Source organism: Pseudoalteromonas amylolytica (assembly GCF_001854605.1).
Classification (GTDB): domain Bacteria; phylum Pseudomonadota; class Gammaproteobacteria; order Enterobacterales; family Alteromonadaceae; genus Pseudoalteromonas; species Pseudoalteromonas amylolytica.
In genome coordinates this window covers 557,919-575,611 of record NZ_MKJU01000025.1, presented here as the reverse complement: position 1 = coordinate 575,611, position 17,693 = coordinate 557,919, and the positions used below count along the sequence as shown (strand labels likewise).

15 protein-coding genes are annotated in these 17,693 nt (G+C 42.3%); 4 read left to right on the top strand and 11 right to left on the bottom strand.

What is annotated here, in order from left to right; all coding sequences use genetic code 11:
• Nucleotide 1: 1 nt before the first annotated feature.
• Nucleotides 2–1,792: a M14 family metallopeptidase gene (locus BET10_RS09145; RefSeq protein WP_070985182.1), complete on the bottom strand. Its 1,791-nt coding sequence runs from the start codon at nt 1,790–1,792 to the stop codon at nt 2–4.
• Nucleotides 1,793–1,938: 146 nt separating this feature from the next.
• On the opposite strand from BET10_RS09145, the gene BET10_RS09140 reads away from it, so the two are divergent.
• Entirely contained in the window at nt 1,939–2,766 is an 828-nt protein-coding gene (locus BET10_RS09140) for an SDR family oxidoreductase (protein ID WP_070985180.1), read from the top strand.
• A 54-nt stretch (nt 2,767–2,820) separates the two neighbouring features.
• Here the strand turns inward: BET10_RS09140 and rplT are convergent, their stop codons facing one another.
• The 4 genes from rplT to thrS all read right to left on the bottom strand — a co-directional run bounded on the left by rplT (nt 2,821) and on the right by thrS (nt 6,109).
• On the bottom strand, nt 2,821–3,180 hold the full coding sequence (gene rplT, locus BET10_RS09135; RefSeq protein ID WP_070985178.1) for a 50S ribosomal protein L20: 360 nt from the start codon (nt 3,178–3,180) through the stop codon (nt 2,821–2,823).
• Nucleotides 3,181–3,195: 15 nt separating this feature from the next.
• Nucleotides 3,196–3,396, bottom strand: coding sequence for a 50S ribosomal protein L35 (gene rpmI, locus BET10_RS09130; RefSeq protein ID WP_070985175.1), 201 nt, complete (start codon nt 3,394–3,396; stop codon nt 3,196–3,198).
• A gap of 182 nt (nt 3,397–3,578) precedes the next feature.
• Nucleotides 3,579–4,139: a translation initiation factor IF-3 gene (gene infC, locus BET10_RS09125; protein WP_083330511.1), complete on the bottom strand. Its 561-nt coding sequence runs from the start codon at nt 4,137–4,139 to the stop codon at nt 3,579–3,581.
• Between the two features lie 59 nt (nt 4,140–4,198).
• Nucleotides 4,199–6,109, bottom strand: coding sequence for a threonine--tRNA ligase (thrS, locus tag BET10_RS09120; RefSeq protein ID WP_070985172.1), 1,911 nt, complete (start codon nt 6,107–6,109; stop codon nt 4,199–4,201).
• 254 nt (nt 6,110–6,363) lie between these two features.
• Here thrS and BET10_RS09115 point away from each other — a divergent pair, with 254 nt between their 5' ends.
• Nucleotides 6,364–7,368, top strand: a complete 1,005-nt coding sequence (locus BET10_RS09115) for an endonuclease/exonuclease/phosphatase family protein (protein WP_070985170.1) — start codon at nt 6,364–6,366, stop codon at nt 7,366–7,368.
• A gap of 66 nt (nt 7,369–7,434) precedes the next feature.
• Entirely contained in the window at nt 7,435–7,881 is a 447-nt protein-coding gene (locus BET10_RS09110) for a DUF3010 family protein (protein WP_070985168.1), read from the top strand.
• 395 nt (nt 7,882–8,276) lie between these two features.
• On the opposite strand, the gene BET10_RS21335 is transcribed toward BET10_RS09110, so the two are convergent.
• The 5 genes from BET10_RS21335 to glnS all read right to left on the bottom strand — a co-directional run bounded on the left by BET10_RS21335 (nt 8,277) and on the right by glnS (nt 12,707).
• The gene (locus BET10_RS21335; RefSeq protein ID WP_139158548.1) at nt 8,277–8,456 is read right to left on the bottom strand and encodes a hypothetical protein; all 180 of its coding nucleotides are present in this window, start codon (nt 8,454–8,456) and stop codon (nt 8,277–8,279) included.
• A gap of 34 nt (nt 8,457–8,490) precedes the next feature.
• Entirely contained in the window at nt 8,491–8,733 is a 243-nt protein-coding gene (locus BET10_RS09100; protein ID WP_070985166.1) for a DUF2164 domain-containing protein, read from the bottom strand.
• Entirely contained in the window at nt 8,723–9,031 is a 309-nt protein-coding gene (locus BET10_RS09095) for a hypothetical protein (RefSeq protein ID WP_070985164.1), read from the bottom strand. Before BET10_RS09095 ends, BET10_RS09100 begins: the two co-directional genes overlap by 11 nt.
• Before the next feature lie 99 nt (nt 9,032–9,130).
• The gene (locus tag BET10_RS09090) at nt 9,131–10,981 is read right to left on the bottom strand and encodes a serine/threonine protein kinase (RefSeq protein WP_070985161.1); all 1,851 of its coding nucleotides are present in this window, start codon (nt 10,979–10,981) and stop codon (nt 9,131–9,133) included.
• Between the two features lie 61 nt (nt 10,982–11,042).
• Nucleotides 11,043–12,707: a glutamine--tRNA ligase gene (glnS, locus tag BET10_RS09085; RefSeq protein ID WP_070985159.1), complete on the bottom strand. Its 1,665-nt coding sequence runs from the start codon at nt 12,705–12,707 to the stop codon at nt 11,043–11,045.
• 231 nt (nt 12,708–12,938) lie between these two features.
• Here glnS and BET10_RS09080 point away from each other — a divergent pair, with 231 nt between their 5' ends.
• Nucleotides 12,939–14,012, top strand: coding sequence for a DUF3083 family protein (locus BET10_RS09080; protein ID WP_070985157.1), 1,074 nt, complete (start codon nt 12,939–12,941; stop codon nt 14,010–14,012).
• Nucleotides 14,013–14,016: 4 nt separating this feature from the next.
• Here the strand turns inward: BET10_RS09080 and BET10_RS09075 are convergent, their stop codons facing one another.
• On the bottom strand, nt 14,017–17,670 hold the full coding sequence (locus tag BET10_RS09075) for a two-component regulator propeller domain-containing protein (protein ID WP_070985155.1): 3,654 nt from the start codon (nt 17,668–17,670) through the stop codon (nt 14,017–14,019).
• Nucleotides 17,671–17,693 lie beyond the last annotated feature (23 nt).

The window sequence follows — 17,693 nt, the reverse complement described above, 5'->3', positions numbered from 1 at the left end:
CTTATTTCCCCTTAAACGACATTAAAATAGGATATTTTAGATAAGCCTTATCATAAAATGGTGTCTTTGCATACAACCACTCCATGCGCGCATTGGGGTCATCTGCAAACGCTTTATCTTCGCGGATCTTTCTATCAAACTCTAAAGCTATCGCTGGGTTCTCTTTTAACATAGAACGAGCAAAAGGCTCTAATGCATAATTTTCAACATACTCTGTGCGTTGAAAAATAGTGTTAAACTCACCCCAGCTAAAAAATGAATCAGGTGCTTGAGGATGCAACAAATGTGTAGCAAGTTTACCTCTGATTTGGTCAGTGCTAACTTGATACCAACCTGCAAGTTTTGGAGCTTCTACTTTATCAAAACTAAAAGACGCTGATACCATAAACCGCCCTTCAAAAGGTGCTTTTGCAAACTCGTAACTGGTGACATTAGCGCTTACCAAAGAATCAACCGGTTCAGGCATTTCTTCGACTCTTGCGACTTTAATACCGTGAAGTTTTAACTTTTCTACAATTTCAGGGTATGCCGGAGGAATATAAAATGCGTCTGGCACGTCAATCTTAGTCACAACTTCCTTTTGCCAGTAAATAGGTAAGGCGTCGTACTGTATTTTCTCTCCGAGGTACTTTGCTTCAGTTTGTCCTGAAATAGCACTTTGGAAATGCTTATATTTGATCCCTTTAAACGAAATCGTGTCGGGTTGCTTAGCATACGCTCTTTTTACGACTAATTGCTGTGGCATATTATTTTGTTCTGCGGCGACGGCTTCGTTTAACTGCGTATGGTACTTTGACAACGCCGAGATAAGGCCATTGTACAATACGTAGGTCCCCAGTACCCGCTGTTTATAGGGTTTTAGAGAATGGTTCTCAACTAAAATAGTGGGAACGCCAGCTAAGTCTCCCCAACCATTGGAAAAACGTGGTGTAGCAACCCAACCAGCAATGCCCTTCTTAAAATCGCGCTTATCCATTGCAAATACCAATGGTCCCGGAATGTGGCCTTGCTTTTCTAGCGCCTTATCTATCACAGGCTTTATCTGGCTCTCAAGCACGCGCGCGATGGCTGGTGACTCACTGGCAAACTCGGGATTAAAGCCATAAGTAATATCGTATTGATAATCCGCACCATCAGTCACATGCACATCCAGGTAAAGCGCTGGCTGATACTCATCAATCACTTTTAAAATTGCTTGAACCTCTGGCGTATCGAGCTTAGTGTAATCACGATTCAAGTTCAGATTATTGGCGTTAGTGCGAAAGCCCATCTCTAGCGGACCACGCTGATTGATCCTATTGTACTTACTACGTCGCTCATGACCATCCACATTAAGGATTGGTACGAATAAGATATTTACTTGGCTCAATAAATCTCTACGCTTACCTAGTGCAATATCTCTGAGCATCATAAACGCAGCATCTTTACCATCAATTTCCCCAGCGTGAATACCCGCTTGGATCAGCAAAGTCGGCTTTTGATTATTTTTTAACATTGAAGCTGTAAAGTGGCTCTGCTCCGATGCGATCAGCATTTTTATTGCCCGCCCAGATTTGCTATAACCTATGTCAATTGCTTTAAATTGAGTTGGATTTGCCGCCACTAAACGCTCAACAAACGCCATTGTTTGTTGATAATCAGGCGAGTTCATGCCTTCACTAAGTTCAAAGTCAGTGGTTAAAGGACCTTTCATTTGCATCAATTGCTCGCTTTGCCCTTGCCAAGGCTCCAGCGGCGGCAAATGAGCATCTAATGACAAGCTTGCGGTCAACATGATCATGCTTGCTATCATTTTTATTTCTCAATTTTCAGCCTAGATAGCACAATTATATCAATATTTTAGTTAACATCTTACAATGTGCGGTGATTCAACAAAAATATGCAGCTAATAACATCTCGCTCACACAAATAGGCTTTATTTTTCTTAAGAAGATACTTATGACGACATCAATACTCATTACAGGGTGCTCAACAGGAATAGGCTACTATTGTGCTCATGCACTTCACAACGCTGGTTTTCATGTTATCGCCTCTTGCAGAAAACAAGAAGATGTATACAGGTTAACTCACGAAGGACTAACCTGCATTCAACTCGATTTGAATGATGAACAAAGCATAGCTAACGGCTTTGAACAGGCCTTGAAGTTATGTGACGGGAAGTTAGATGCCTTGTTTAATAATGGTGCTTATGGGCAACCAGGCGCGGTCGAAGACCTACCCACTAAAGTATTGAAACAACAGTTTGAAACAAACTTTTTTGCTTGGCACACCCTAACAAACCTCGCTATTAAGCATATGCGTTCACATGGCTCTGGTCGCATAATACATAATTCATCGGTGCTTGGCCTTGTGGCACTACCATTTAGAGGCGCCTATAATGCCAGCAAATTTGCCTTGGAAGGTCTAACCGATACCCTACGCATGGAGCTGATAGGCACCGATATTCAGATCAGTCTAATTGAGCCTGGCCCTATTGCCTCTAAGTTTAGAGAAAACGCAAAACAAGCATTTGTTGATAACATTAATATCGAAGATAGCCCCCATAGACAAGATTACTTAGCACAAATGGATAGACTCGCCGCACAACGTGCGCCACAGCCATTTACCCTTGAACCACAAGCCGTCTATAAAAAACTATTACATGCATTGACAGCAAAGAAAGCCAAGCCTAGATATTACGTGACCTTCCCAACCTACTTTATGGGTTATCTTAAACGTATTCTCAGCACTAGTTGGTTAGATAAAATACTTATCAAAAATCGTTAAGATCAAAAAAAGGAGCCAAAGGCTCCTTTTTCGGGAAATAAGCTTAGTTGCTTATTAAGCAGATAGACCGTCTTTTGCTTTAGCAACTAATGCTGCGAAAGCTACTTGGTCGTATACTGCGATATCAGCTAGGATCTTACGATCGATTTCAACAGATGACTTTTTAAGGCCATTGATGAAACGGCTGTAAGAAAGGCCGTTTTGACGTGCTGCAGCGTTGATACGTGCAATCCATAATTGACGGAAAGTACGTTTCTTCGCGCGACGGTCACGGTATGCGTATTGACCTGCTTTAGTTACTGCTTGGAAAGCTACGCGGTAAACACGTGAACGTGCTCCGTAGTAACCTTTAGCTTGCTTTAATACTTTTTTGTGACGTGCACGTGCGATAACACCGCGTTTAACTCTTGCCATTTCTGATATCCCCTATTAAGCGAATGGTAACATGCGGTCGATAAGACCAATGTCGTTTTTGTGAACCATAGACTTAGCACGTAAGTGTAGTTTACGCTTAGAAGACTTCTTAGTCAGAATGTGACGAAGGTGCGACTGTTTACGCTTATAACCGCCTGAAGCAGTCTTTTTGAAACGCTTAGCAGCGCCTCTGTGTGATTTTAGCTTATAAGCCATTGCAATAACTCCAAATGTATTGCTTTAAACAATGCAAGCAGGCGGATGTAAACACCACTTTAAAGGCCTAACTCACAACCAATTCCGGTGAAGACTCGCGCCTTTCTTTAAGACCGGTTAATGCAGGTGACCGTAAGGTACTTTAGACCTGCATTAAATTCGCGCGCATTATGCCGTGTTTATTACTTTTTAGCAATAGGCGACATCATCATAACCATCTGACGCCCTTCAACACGATTTGGGAATGATTCAACAACTGCTAAATCTTCTAAATCGGTTTTAACACGGTTTAGCAATTCGATACCAATTTCTTGGTGAGCCATTTCACGACCACGGAAGCGAATAGTGATTTTAGCTTTGTCACCCGCTTCTAAGAATTTTCTTAGGCTGCGTAACTTAACCTGATAATCACCCTCGTCCGTGCCAGGACGGAACTTGATCTCTTTAATTTGGATCTGCTTTTGCTTTTTCTTTTGTTCTTTTTGTAATTTTGCTTTTTCAAAAAGGAACTTACCGTAGTCCATTACCTTACAGACAGGAGGTTCAGCATTGGGACTAATCTCAACTAGATCCACACCTGCTTCATCAGCAATCGCTTGAGCTTCTTTTAACGACATAATGCTCGCTTCCTGACCTTCAACGCCAGATAAGCGAACTTCTTTCGCAGTTATTTCTTCATTGATACGATTTTTTTGAGCTGTAGTTTGCCCTTTTTTTCCGCCTCTAATGGTACGTTCCTCCAAGAAAATCAAAATATGTTGCGTGTGACAATCGTAGATGTTTGTGCCACACGCAGGTTGTATTACTGTCGATGTTTAATTTCTTCACTGAGTTTAGCGATAAAATCTTCGACTGAGAACTTGCCTAGGTCTTCACCCTTACGCGTTCTCACTGCTACTTCTTGTTGCTCAACTTCTTTGTCACCAACAACCAGTAGGTAAGGTATACGTTTTAAAGTATGCTCCCGAATTTTAAAGCCAATCTTCTCATTTCTCAAGTCAGCACAGGCTCTAATTCCAAGTTTATTTAACTTTTGTACGATTTCGTGCACATAATCTGCTTGTTTATCGGTAATATTCATAATTACCACTTGCTTAGGTGCTAACCAAGTTGGGAACAAACCAGCATACTCTTCGGTAAGAATACCAATGAAACGTTCGATTGAACCCAAGATTGCGCGGTGAATCATAACCGGTGTCTTACGTTCATTGTTTTCAGCAACATAAGTTGCCCCTAAACGACCTGGCAGAGCAAAATCTAGCTGCACAGTACCACACTGCCATGCACGCTCCAAACAATCATACAAAGTAAATTCGATCTTTGGACCGTAGAACGCACCTTCACCCGGTAAATATTCAAACTCAATGTTGTTCGTTTTAAGTGCTTCAGCAAGAGCAAGCTCCGCTTTATCCCACATTTCATCTTCACCGATGCGTTTTTCTGGACGCGTTGATAGCTTAACGACAATTTTCTCGAATCCGAACGTTTCGTATGTGTCGTAAACCATCTTAATACAAGCCGACACTTCATCCATGATTTGTTCATCAGTACAGAAAATATGAGCATCATCTTGAGTAAAGCCGCGTACGCGCATAAGGCCATGCAGTGCACCAGATGGTTCGTTACGGTGACAACAGCCAAACTCAGCCATACGCAATGGTAAATCACGGTATGACTTCAAACCTTGGTTAAAGATTTGTACGTGTCCTGGACAGTTCATCGGTTTAATCGCGTACTCGCGTTTTTCCGACTCAGTGGTGAACATTGCATCTGCGTACTTGTCCCAGTGACCTGATTTTTCCCATAACGCGCGGTCCATCATTAATGGGCCTTTAACTTCTTCGTAGTTATATTCACGTAACTTTTCACGTACGAAGTCTTCTAGCTCGCGGTAAATGCTCCAACCATCGTTGTGCCAAAACACCATACCCGGCGCTTCTTCTTGCCAGTGCCAAAGGTCTAACGCTTTACCAATTTTACGGTGATCACGTTTTTCTGCTTCTTCTAGACGCTTCAAATAGGCTTTTAACTGCTTTTTGTCAGCCCAAGCTGTACCGTAAATACGTTGCAGCATTTTGTTTTCTGAGTTACCGCGCCAGTACGCACCTGCCACTTTCATAATTTTAAAGTGTTGGCAGAACTTCATATTTGGCACGTGAGGACCACGACACATATCAACGTATTCTTCATGGTGATATAGGCCTGGTCTGTCATCTTTGTCGATATTCTCGTCTAAGATTTCGATCTTATAGGTTTCGCCACGCGCAGCGAATGTCTCGCGCGCTTCTTGCCAAGAAACAGTTTTCTTAATAACGTCATAATTCGTCTTCGCAAGTTCAAGCATGCGCTTTTCAATGGCATCTAGGTCTTCTTGCGTTAGAGAGTGCTCTAAATCAACATCGTAATAAAAGCCATTGTCGATCGTTGGACCAATCGCCATTTTTACGTCAGGGAATAATTGCTTAATAGCGTGACCGATTAAGTGCGCACAAGAGTGACGGATAATCTCTAAACCGTCTTCGTCTTTTGCTGTTATGATTTCTAACTGTGCGTCTTCATTGATAATATCGCACGCATCAACGCGCACACCATTCACTCTCCCAGCAATAGTTGCTTTAGCAAGGCCTGGGCCGATATCTTGAGCAACTTGTAATGTTGAAACTGGGTTTTCAAAGACACGCTGACTACCGTCAGGAAGGGTAATAATTGGCATGATAAATCCTATTTACAGTGGTGACACCTACAACGCATCACATGTATTAATAAATTAATTTTTAAAATGAGTGCCCAACAACGCTTTTACGAATAAGCATTGGCGCCGGCAGCGATTTAGCATACCGTGTGCTTGGGGACTTTCAAACCGACGAGTATTTTGACCGTGCGCGTGACGAAATTCAAGGGAAAGACTAAAATTGATTCAATAAATTGTTAAATTTATGCACCCTAACGTCCCTGTGTGAGTAAAACATGACCAAACCGACGCGATATTGCTTTGCCTCTTTAAACCTGTTGAATTTTGCAGCACCGCCATATTCGTTTTATCAGCTAAGTGAACACTATGATGAGACCCAATGGCAGTCTAAAACTCAATTCGTTACGGGGCTTATCGAGCACATTGATCCAACACTAATTGTATTTCAAGAAGTGTTTAGTATTGATGCACTTAAATCTCTGTGTGAAGATATGGGCTTACCCTACTTCGCAACGGTTGATACCCCTCAACTAGACGCAATCTACCCAAACGTACTGTTTAACCCTGTTGTGGCGATTGCCTCAAAACTTCCTTTTCAACAGGTTTGTGCCTTTGAGCCCTGTCCTGAACTGCTAGAGTACCTCAACAATCAACATCAGTTTCGCTTTAACCGCACGCCGGTGAAATGCTGTATTGAGATAGCAGGTTTTGGCCCTATCACCTGCTACGCCGTTCACTTTAAATCACAACGGGTTCACTCCATGGCACACATGGTTGACGGCTCGGAGCAAGACGATCCCTTACTGGCGCTGCTACACAAAACCGTAGGTACTATGCAGTCGCAAATTTCACGCTCACTCGAAGCCTCAATCGTGTATTACGACGCTTTGAAAACACAGCGTGAACAGCGCCATGCCACCTTAGTTATGGGTGATTTTAATGACAATCTGACAAGCCCAGCACTATCGTTTATGACTCAAACATTTCCACTACAAGTTAACACCCATAATCGCTTCGACAGCGTAGGTTTATTTGATAGTTTTTCTTTTGCAGATAATGCGCATAGTTTTACTCAAAAGCCCGCCAGCCATTATTACCAAGGTGAAGGCAACGTGTTAGATTATATCCTAGCCTCCCAGCAGTTTAACCCAAACAATGAAGCATCCGTGCTCAAATCCCTAACTTATCATAATTATGATGCCCACTTAGACCCTAAACGCGACGAGGAAGATATTCGCTACTCTGATCACAGTGCAATTGCCATTGAGATCATGTTGTAAGCTTTTGCTTTATCTGTGAGATTGCTATACTCCGTCGATAATTAATTTGATGATTGGAAATATACAATGAGAACATGTGGCGTTGAGATCACAGGCAGCGAAGTGCTGTTATGTCTGCTAACTAAAGAAGATGACGTATTTGATATACGTGATGTGCGCCAAACACGCTTTACCCTAGCTAATGTTGGACAAGAAACAGATCAAATGCGTAAGTTCCAGTTCGACTTTGCAAAATTAATGGCCGATTATCAAGTCGACTCTGTGGCAATTCGCCAGCGCGCGCCTAAAGGCAAATTTGCAGGCAGCGCCACTGGTTTTAAAATGGAAGCGACAATACAGCTTATTGAAGGTTTGGATGTGCGCTTACTTTCTCCTACTGAAATAAAAGAGCAGCTGAAACGCAATCCTTTGCCCATAGATTTTGAAGATACAGGCCTTAAAAAGTATCAGGAAAACGCCTTCGTTAATGCGTACGTATACATTATGAAAAAAACCTATCGCCCTGACGAATAAAGGTCAATACAATAATAAAAAATCCGACTCAGGTCGGATTTTTTATTGGGTAATGATTCACTGCAAATGCAAAGCATACTTTTATCAAAAACAACGCACATATCAATTTATACCACCAAAGCATATCTAAGCTACTAACTATCAGTAGGCCAACACACACCACCAGTAGAGCCAATGAGGGCTGCTTTGGGGTATCAAATAAAAGGTTTAAAAAACAGGCTGTCGCGATTACATATAGCCAAAAGGACAAAGATGGTAACAAAGGCTGCTCAAAAAGCAGCGCTACTGCCACTAGATGCAGATGAATTAAAATAAATACCCATCGGGCACGAAGATTGGACGCATAATATTGGTTTGTTCCACGAGTGAAATTCGCGGCACACCCTGCGGTGATATCAATGATTAACGCGCCACCACACAGATATTGCCACCAAGCATAGTGTTGTAGAGGTTTGCCATTGCATGAGTACAAAAATAGCTGTCGAACCGAACAAGGTAAACGCGCCTATCCCCAGCAAAGCCAATATGCTCTGCTGAGCTCCTAATACTTCGTGTAAGCATTTAGGCATATCCATACAATGGTGACTCCATTTTGGATGAAAAAGACTCTTAATACTTTTCTAACTCATAAAGCCTATCTGCCAGCACCTCAAAATGTTGTTCTAAATGTGATTTAGCATCGTCTATCGCTCGGTTATAAACTTGCTTGCCAATTTGTTCTATAAAAAAATCAACCAAAAACGCCGCGTCAAACTGCTCCAAGTCTAAATCAAGATTTTTGCGACAGTAATGCTGTGCCTGTAATACTAAGGCGTCATGTTGTTCACTAGTGAGATCAATTTTACGACTCATGCTCTGCCTCTACTTGATATAACTTGTCTGATACCGCTTTAAGATCCACATGGCTAATAAAGTCGTCGCTCAAGGTTAAAATCGCATTGAGATTATGCGTGAGCTTTTCGGTTTGCAGCTCGCCGGGCTTTAGCGCTGTATGTAATAGGTGTAGTGCCATATCGGCCAATAGCAGTCGTTGTTTCTGTGGCCATTCTTTATCGGTTTTACTGGCTGGGTGCTTAAGCACGGCTTGCTCAACTTCATCGTGAAGGCTCCAGCTCAGTGTTAAAATATCTTGTCGTTGTTGTTTATCCATATCCTTGACTCCTGAAAATTCACATGTCTGGTACTTTGAATAAAATAACGCGCCAGTGCAATGGCGAATAATTCAACTTACTAAATGTTTATAGGTAGATTAATGATTCAATGTGTCAGATTTTGGGTTTTTTGGGTAATAATGCTCACCTTGTTGCGCACATAAATTGAACTCACGGGTGTTCTTGTATGGCAATTTCATAAATCCGGCCACCCCTACATCTTCAATGCTCATCGCATATTGCATGATGCGGTTGAGTAACGCTTTAAATTGCGCTTCTTTGCTTGCATCCAAAAGCCGATAGTAATGGTGTATTTTGAGACGATTTTCTAACGATTCAAAGATGATACAACCAGTGTGATGAATTTGGTTTAATTCGAATACACACTTAATGATGCTCTTTGGCAACTGCAATTGCTCATCAGGGTCTTTACCATCTTCAAAGTAACTGTGAGGTCGAGTCAACTCGTTGCTAGATACATCCACAACCGAATAAGACAATTGAGGTAATTGATCAAAAATAAAGGCACCTGTTCCATCACGCTCTAGCTGAATGGTTTGCCTTGCATCAAACAAGCAACATTTGAACAAGCCTTTTTGGGTGATCCCCTGTGCCAGCATTACCGTGGCATTAATGGCATCCGTCAACGCTTTTTGTAATTCACTGTCGTGTAAAATTAAACTCGATTCGATATACAAAGAGTCTTGTTTCCAATGAAAGCTCAGCCCACCCACGACAGGGTACTTCGCCAAGCGACTGATTGACGCAAGAAACGCCTTCTCGATATCTCCCGTATCAAACAAAAACTCTTTATAGTACCTATCTAGTTGAGCGTCATTTACATCGTGGAGCTGCTGGTTATGATCAGCACGACGTAAAAACTCTTTCCGAGAGCTATACACTACTGTATCGGGTTGCTCATCGGTGTTGCTCACCCAAAATGGGATGTTGGCTTTTGGGTCTTTACGGGTCAAACGAGGTAAATATGCTCGCGCCATAGCTGGCATATTTCGCATAAAATAATCACCTGCTTGATCTCGAGTACGTTTGTCTTTGCTTAACATCGCATCGATCACTGCGGCAAACTCTTGGGGGAGGCCCAAGCTTTTAGCGGGAATAACCTGTGCACCAAAACGGCAAGATTGAGCACTAGCGAGCGCATAAATGGTTGATGCGACCCCTTGCTCGTCAAAGCGTGGGGATGATTGTGCCCCTGACATTTGTTCATCACCAATGAAGTAGACATCACCCATTCTAGCATTGGTACTGGCGACATCAGAGGACATCAAATCCATGATATTACTGGCTACAGGCTCGCCATGCTCATCTATTTGTGCATATACAGAGCTGCCCCAATCCACCAGCGAAAAATTCTTCGTCTTCTCATCCCAAACAATATTTGAGGGTTTAATGTCACCGTGGACAATCGGCTGAGGAGACATACCATTGCGATGTGCACGTAGGTCACGCAGTACATTGCGCAGCTTCAAAGCCAAAGCAACCAGTTCATCGGGGTAAAATCGACCGCGCTTGAGGGATATTTTTTCTAAATCTTCTCCCGGAGCACGTTCCATCATCAAGATACCTTGCTTTTTAACACGTTCAAAAGCAAAAAACTTCGGTACCATGGGGTTGTGGATCTGTGACAGCATGTAGGCTTCATCTTCAAGCCTGTCACGTACCGCTTGAGATAAAGTAATGCGAGAAAATTTGAATACCCACTTTTGGTTGTCGGGGCTAACCCCTGCAAACACAAACCCAAATGCACCAGAACCTATGATCTCAACATCACGATAACCGAGCATAGAGAGCTGTTTTTTACAAATATTCAGCCACTGACGATGCTTTTTTGCGTCATGATGCGACAACAAATAGATTGATTGTTGTTCGTTGATATAGAAATTATGGATAGACTTGGCGCTTTGCTTGACCGAGGTCGGGTGTTTCATAGTGGCTTTCACCTGACGAAAAAAGGCCGAATTACTCGGCCTTTTTTTAATAATGATTGACTTAGGCGTTTTCAATTTTCGCCCAAGAATCCCTTAAACCCACAGTTTGGTTGAATACCAACTCGCTCGCTTTGTTATCACGACTGTAATAACCCATGCGCTCAAATTGGAAACCCTGCTCTGCTTTAGCTTGGGCCAAAGATGGCTCTAACTTAGCTTGGTTGATAATAACCAATGACTCAGGGTTAAGTGTCTGTGTAAAGTCTTCTGCTGCAGCTGGGTTTGGTACACTAAACAAGCGATCGTATTGACGCACCTGAGCTTCAATGCAATGTGTTGCAGAAACCCAGTGGATAACTCCTTTAACCTTACGACCATCACTTGGGTTTTTGCCCAATGTGTCAGCGTCGTAGCTACAGTATAAAGTAGTAATGTTACCCTCTGCATCTTCATCAAAACGCTCGGCTTTAATCACATACGCGTTACGCAGACGTACTTCTTTACCTAACACTAAACGCTTAAACTTTTTATTTGCTTCAACTCGGAAGTCTTCACGTTCGATGTAAAGCTCCCTGGTGAATGGCAACTCACGGGTACCCATTGACTCATCATTTGGGTGGTTAGGTGCAACCAAATGCTCTACTTTGCCTTCTTCAAAGTTTTCAATTACCACTTTGATTGGATCTAATACCGCCATAGCACGTGGCGCATTCTCGTTGAGGTCATCACGAATACACGCTTCTAACATGCCCATTTCGACCATATTATCTTGCTTGGTAATACCGATACGCTTACAAAACTCACGGATAGATGCTGGCGTATAACCACGACGACGCAAACCTGCGATTGTAGGCATACGAGGATCATCCCAGCCTTCTACATGGCCGTTAACAACCAATTCGTTAAGCTTGCGCTTAGACATCACGGTGTATTCAAGATTTAAGCGTGAGAACTCAATCTGCTGCGGGTGACAGTCAATGCTAATATTGTCCAACACCCAGTCATATAAACGACGGTTGTCTTGGAACTCAAGCGTACATAATGAGTGAGTGATCCCCTCTAACGCATCAGAAATACAGTGCGTAAAGTCATACATCGGGTAAATACACCACTTATCACCTGTTTGGTGGTGATGCGCAAAACGAATGCGATAGATGATAGGGTCACGCAACACCATGAATGAGCTGGCCATATCAATTTTTGCACGCAACACACATTCACCTTCTTTGAATTCACCTTTGCGCATTTTCTCAAATAATGCGAGGTTCTCTTCAACTGGCGTGTCACGATATGGGCTGTTTTTACCAGGCTCGGTTAACGTACCACGGTACTCACGCGCTTGATCTGGTGAAAGAAAACAAACATAAGCCAGACCTTTCTCAATCAGCTCTACGGCATAACCATGTAATTGATCAAAATAGTTAGATGAGTAACAAATATCCCCATCCCACTTAAAGCCTAACCAGCTAACATCTTCCTGAATCGACTTTACGTAATTGATGTCTTCTTTTTCTGGGTTAGTATCATCAAAACGCAAATTACACAGACCTTTGTAGTCTTGTGCGATGCCAAAATTAAGGCAAATTGATTTAGCATGGCCAATATGTAAAAACCCATTTGGCTCAGGCGGGAAACGCGTGTGCGTTTGTTGATGCTTACCACTAGCCAAATCAGCATCAATGATTGTTCTAATAAAATTCGTTGGGCGATTTTCTATTTCCGCCATGGGCATGCATTCCTCTGAAATTTAGCACTGAATAACTTCGGCATTATTACAAAATCCACCGTGAACTTACAGCAAATCCTGCTTTAGATGTGAATAATTATTTTGCGATAGCACAAATTTTCAGCACAGACTTTAATATTTCATGACACTTTTTGTTCTATCGCAATAAAAAAGTCATAAAATCACTCTATAGTGATGCCATACAGTGATGTAATCCAAGGACAATTATATATGGCTTCAATGACACTTAATCGCGTCTATATTCCAACTAACGCGCGAAACAACCAGTATATACTCGCAGAGTTCAAACCAAGCGAAGAGTTTTATGATTGCTTTGATGACCTGCAAAGTTGTTATGAACGCTTGGCACGTCAACTTTTTGCGCTATGCGACGAATATGAGCTTCACAATGTACACTTTATTGCCAACGATAAACTACCCGTCGTGCGTTTTCATGAGGAGTCATATTGCCTGCAAACCCAAAAGCAGATGCTGTTTTTCTATAACCCTAAATATCATGAAGCCCATAAATCATATTGGGAAGAAGGTGTTAAAGCACGTAAGATCACCCTGCTATTCCTAGCTACTGGCAGTGATATTAGAGCTAATGCAGCTCACTTTCATGGCAAAGTAAAGCGTACACTGGAAGCACTATTAGAGACGTCAAAGAACATTGGCGAAAATGCTCTAAGGATCAGAGATCACCAACATTTAACTTATGATATTTTCGCTAAAGCAAAAGGTAACAAAGAAAGCTATGGCTACAAGTTAAGAAGTTTGTACCCTAGGTATCAGGCCAGAAACTGTTCACTACCTGATGAACATTCTGAGATGACCTATGCCACATTTAGTTTACCCGTCACTCGAGCACTTAAAACAGAGTACCAACACCTATTACGTCCCGGTGACTATAGTCAGTTTTATAAGCATATCGAAGATATTTTCCTTTCAGGCTGTGCAGACAAACAATTGTCATTGTGTGCTTTCGTTGCTGATGGCCGTTTGCCATTAGTACGTAACAGCCAGATAGATAAAACAAGCGAAAATAGTGAGCTTCAAAAACTCAGCTTTGATACAGAAAGTGACGAAGTACAAATTACATCGGTGTGGGATGGTGAAAAACTCGTTGATACCATGAATTTTGTTATCGTAGCCCATGCGTCCAACAAAAAAGACATGGGCTATGGCAGGTTTATGAACAGTGTGGAAAGTGTGATTCATTCCTTTGCCACTAAGTTACACATTAACCCTGCTAAACAAGATGTCAACGTGCGCTTCTTTCAACACATTAGTTATCAATTTTAACTAACTAGCCCTTGGTGCCAGTTTCCGATTCTACAAGCTCGTGAATTGGCACCTTTATTTTTACCTCGATCCCTTGTCCTAGTTCTGAAAAACAGCGGATCTCTCCTTTTAATAGTTGCGTGACCAAGTTATACACTATATGCATACCCAAGCCACAGCCCCCTTGGCTGCGCTTACTCGTTACAAATGGTTCAAAAACGGTTTTAAGCATGCTTGGTGACATGCCATTACCATTGTCCTGATAATTTATATACCAACCACCTTCAACAACCCCAAAGTCAATATGAACCGTGCCACTTGTGCGCTTCTCAAATCCATGGATCACCGAGTTATTCAACAAGTTTGTAAGAATTTGATACACAGCACCCGCATAGGTTTCGATTTCTATATCGTCACGACCGGTGACTTTTATTTCAATATCTTTTCCTTTTGTCAAAGGTTCCAAAGAGGTCAAAACATCTTGAATGTATGCTTTTAAATTGATTTGTCGACTCATTTCACTAGATTGGTCTACCGCAACCTGTTTAAAGTTGCTTATCAAGTTTTGCGCTCTATCTAAGTTTCTAAATATCAATTGATACCCTTGGGCCTGTTCGGTCAATGATTTACTGAGGTCCTTTTGGCTAAGCGTTTTGCTTTGCAGCTTTTTCTCAATTTTTTGCATGCTCTCTTCATTGTACGTCAATGCGGTTAATGCCACACCCAGCGGCGTATTTATTTCATGAGCAATGCCCGCCACTAAACTTCCTAAAGATGCCATTTTCTCACTTGCTATCAACTCATCTTGGGTATGTTTAAGCTCTAGCATAGCCTGTTCAAGCTTTTGGTTTTTCTTGTATAGTTCATCCGTTCGAACAGCAACTTTGATCTCTAGCTGTTCATTCAGGGCTTGTAGCGCATTTTGGTGTAGCTTTAATTCAGCTATGTCTTTAAGCGCCCCAGCAATACGTATTGCCTGCCCATTGCTATCACGCTTTACCACCTTACCTCTATCAAGTACCCAAGCCCAATGACCATCTAAATCTTTAACTCGAATGGCTATCTCATAGCTTTGTGCTTCACCATGTATACACAGCTCGACTTTATCTTGTAAATGCGGGCGGTCTTCTGGGTGTACGAACTGTCCTAAATCATCTAATGTCATGCGAGTCTGTGTGACACCGTAATCTACCCTTGGAGAAACGCTATGACGATATATGGTATGATCTGTTAAGTGCCAATCCCATAGCTCATCACCACTGGCCCATAATGACAGTTCAAGGCGCTGCTGTAAGTCTTGCATTTTTTTATTGGCCTGAATAATTTGCTGATAGCGACGCTGTCTGGCCTGAACAATCAGCAATATTACCAATAAGATACTCAGCCCATACGCGGCCTTTGAATAGGTGTTCCACCACCATGGGGCGCTAACCTTAATAACAAAACGGTGCGTAGGTGACTGGATATTAAACCGGTTCAATGTATAGGCTTCAACAGTATAATCTCCGGGTTCTAGACGCAGTAAATTTACTTGCCGCACGCCAGAGGCCAGTTTGAGCCATTTATCACTCAACCCCAATACGCGATAATAGAACTGTTGTTGCTCTGAACCATAATCGAGACTGGAGTATTGCAATGAAACAATATCCTCATCATGAGCCAGTTGCAGCTCTTTGGCCAACTCTGCGGAAGTATTCAAGTGCTCATCGACACTAGGCTGTAATGTTCTGCCCAACAACTCTATATTGCTCACAAGCAATGGTTTTTCACTTTTATCTACGCGAACTTTTTGTGGGTAGAACTGATTAAAGCCCTTTGCTCCACCAACAAACACACGCCCGTCTGGCGCTAGCCAAGCTGCGTTATAGTTGAACTCATTGTCTTGGATACCATCTATTGGAGAAAAGTTATGTATCTCAAAATTGACGGTGTGTATTTGGCTCAGCCCCCCACTACTGCCCACCCACATATGATCAAAACCATCATAAACCAGCGCCCATACAGCATTGTTCACCAAACCACTTTCTTGACCAATAGTACGTACCAGTTCAAAATCAGCGTTAACCAAAGATAGCCCCAATTCACTGGCAATCCAGACGTTACCATATTGGTCTTGCTCTAGCATAAACACCAAATCTGAGACTAACCCGTCTTGGGTGTTGATATTATCTAGTTGACCATCTTTAAACTTGAATAAGCCATTTCCGATAGATCCAAACCACAACGCACCATCAATATTTTTCATAGAAGAAACGTGAGTTGGCGCCTTAACGGTCGAAGAGAAATAAGGTTCAACCCTGTGCTCATGCTCCACGTACTTAAGCAAGCCAGACGTGCGCGAGCTAATCAAAATCTCGCCATTGTATTTTATCAAACTGTTAAAAGTGAGCTCGGGTCCATTACCAAAATCAGGCTTAAGGTGATTTACTTGACCGCCAGCTATGTCAAACCTGATCACGCCGTTGCCTCTTGTCGTCACCCACATTTGTCCATCGATAAAGGCAATTTGAGTAATGAAGTTCTTATCCAGTAGCGCTAAGGCAGGATATAACTTATGTGCCACAACAAATCCCTTGCCGTCAAATGCATATAGCCCACTAGAGGTAGCAAACCAAAGTCTATCCTGACTGTCTATCGCAAAGCTTCTAATGTCTGGGCTTAATAACGGTGCTTGCGGGTAATTAAACTGACTAACATGACCAAATGATTCACTCAGCTTACTAAAAAAATGTAGTCCTCTTGTTTCTGTACCTAACCAAAGGTCCTGATTTAAATCGCGCATCACGGTAATGACATTATTGTCCATAAGCCCGCCTGTTTGCAGAGGTCTTTTATACCAATGATTAATAAGCTGCCCTTGTCTATCGAGTAAATACAAGCCATTACTGCTGGCCACCAGCACTTCATCTCCACTTACAGAAACATTATGCAATGTCGCACTGTTGTCATTGGTAAAATTGCGAGACCAAAGTACCCTTTCATACAAAGTATCAAAGTAGATCAGTTGCTGCATTTTGCTGATAAGCACAATGCGCTGCGCCGAGAAGCTCATTTTTTCATATTCGCCACCAAGCAATAACTGTGTTTCACCTGAACCTTTTAAGAATTTCATTAAACCTTGATCGCTCAGATAGTAGTAACCATCAGTGCGCTCAATTACGTTGCGGATAAAGCGCCCTGGCAGCGCCACTTTGCTCGGCACGAGTGTGCCCTGATTAATTTGATAAACAACACCATCCTCGGAAGACACCACCACATTAGGTCCATTGCAATCAAGCGAAATAACCCTATCTGATGTGATATCTTCATGCTGCTCTGATAAAAATGACGTAAATGTTCCTTTGCCGCTATGATAGAGGCTCAGACCCGTTCGAGTCCCTATCCAAACCTTATCTGCACTAATACATATATCCGTTACAAAGCCACCTGCAAGGCTTTTAGGGTCTTGTTGCTTGGGTGAAAACTGTTTAAATTCATGGCCATCAAAGCGATTGAGGCCCGCTTGGGTGCCTATCCAAATATAGCCGAATTGATCTTGCGCCAATGCCGTGACCGTAACTTGACTAAGCCCACTGCTATAGTCGTAGTGGCGCATGATCTGAGCCGTATCCGTAAAGTGTGGTACCGCATGAGCGACATTAAGTAGCAGCGCGAAGCATAAACACCATTTGAAATGCATATGGTTCCGAATGAGAAGAGTTT

What these genes read in the sequence shown, in the direction of transcription:
- BET10_RS09145 (WP_070985182.1), bottom strand. Translation starts at nt 1,792, where the DNA reads ATGATAGCAAGCATGATCATGTTGACCGCAAGCTTGTCATTAGATGCT.
- BET10_RS09140 (WP_070985180.1), top strand. Translation starts at nt 1,939, where the DNA reads ATGACGACATCAATACTCATTACAGGGTGCTCAACAGGAATAGGCTAC.
- rplT (WP_070985178.1), bottom strand. Translation starts at nt 3,180, where the DNA reads ATGGCAAGAGTTAAACGCGGTGTTATCGCACGTGCACGTCACAAAAAA.
- rpmI (WP_070985175.1), bottom strand. Translation starts at nt 3,396, where the DNA reads ATGGCTTATAAGCTAAAATCACACAGAGGCGCTGCTAAGCGTTTCAAA.
- thrS (WP_070985172.1), bottom strand. Translation starts at nt 6,109, where the DNA reads ATGCCAATTATTACCCTTCCTGACGGTAGTCAGCGTGTCTTTGAAAAC.
- BET10_RS09115 (WP_070985170.1), top strand. Translation starts at nt 6,364, where the DNA reads ATGACCAAACCGACGCGATATTGCTTTGCCTCTTTAAACCTGTTGAAT.
- BET10_RS09110 (WP_070985168.1), top strand. Translation starts at nt 7,435, where the DNA reads ATGAGAACATGTGGCGTTGAGATCACAGGCAGCGAAGTGCTGTTATGT.
- BET10_RS21335 (WP_139158548.1), bottom strand. Translation starts at nt 8,456, where the DNA reads ATGGATATGCCTAAATGCTTACACGAAGTATTAGGAGCTCAGCAGAGC.
- BET10_RS09100 (WP_070985166.1), bottom strand. Translation starts at nt 8,733, where the DNA reads ATGAGTCGTAAAATTGATCTCACTAGTGAACAACATGACGCCTTAGTA.
- BET10_RS09095 (WP_070985164.1), bottom strand. Translation starts at nt 9,031, where the DNA reads ATGGATAAACAACAACGACAAGATATTTTAACACTGAGCTGGAGCCTT.
- BET10_RS09090 (WP_070985161.1), bottom strand. Translation starts at nt 10,981, where the DNA reads ATGAAACACCCGACCTCGGTCAAGCAAAGCGCCAAGTCTATCCATAAT.
- glnS (WP_070985159.1), bottom strand. Translation starts at nt 12,707, where the DNA reads ATGGCGGAAATAGAAAATCGCCCAACGAATTTTATTAGAACAATCATT.
- BET10_RS09080 (WP_070985157.1), top strand. Translation starts at nt 12,939, where the DNA reads ATGGCTTCAATGACACTTAATCGCGTCTATATTCCAACTAACGCGCGA.
- BET10_RS09075 (WP_070985155.1), bottom strand. Translation starts at nt 17,670, where the DNA reads ATGCATTTCAAATGGTGTTTATGCTTCGCGCTGCTACTTAATGTCGCT.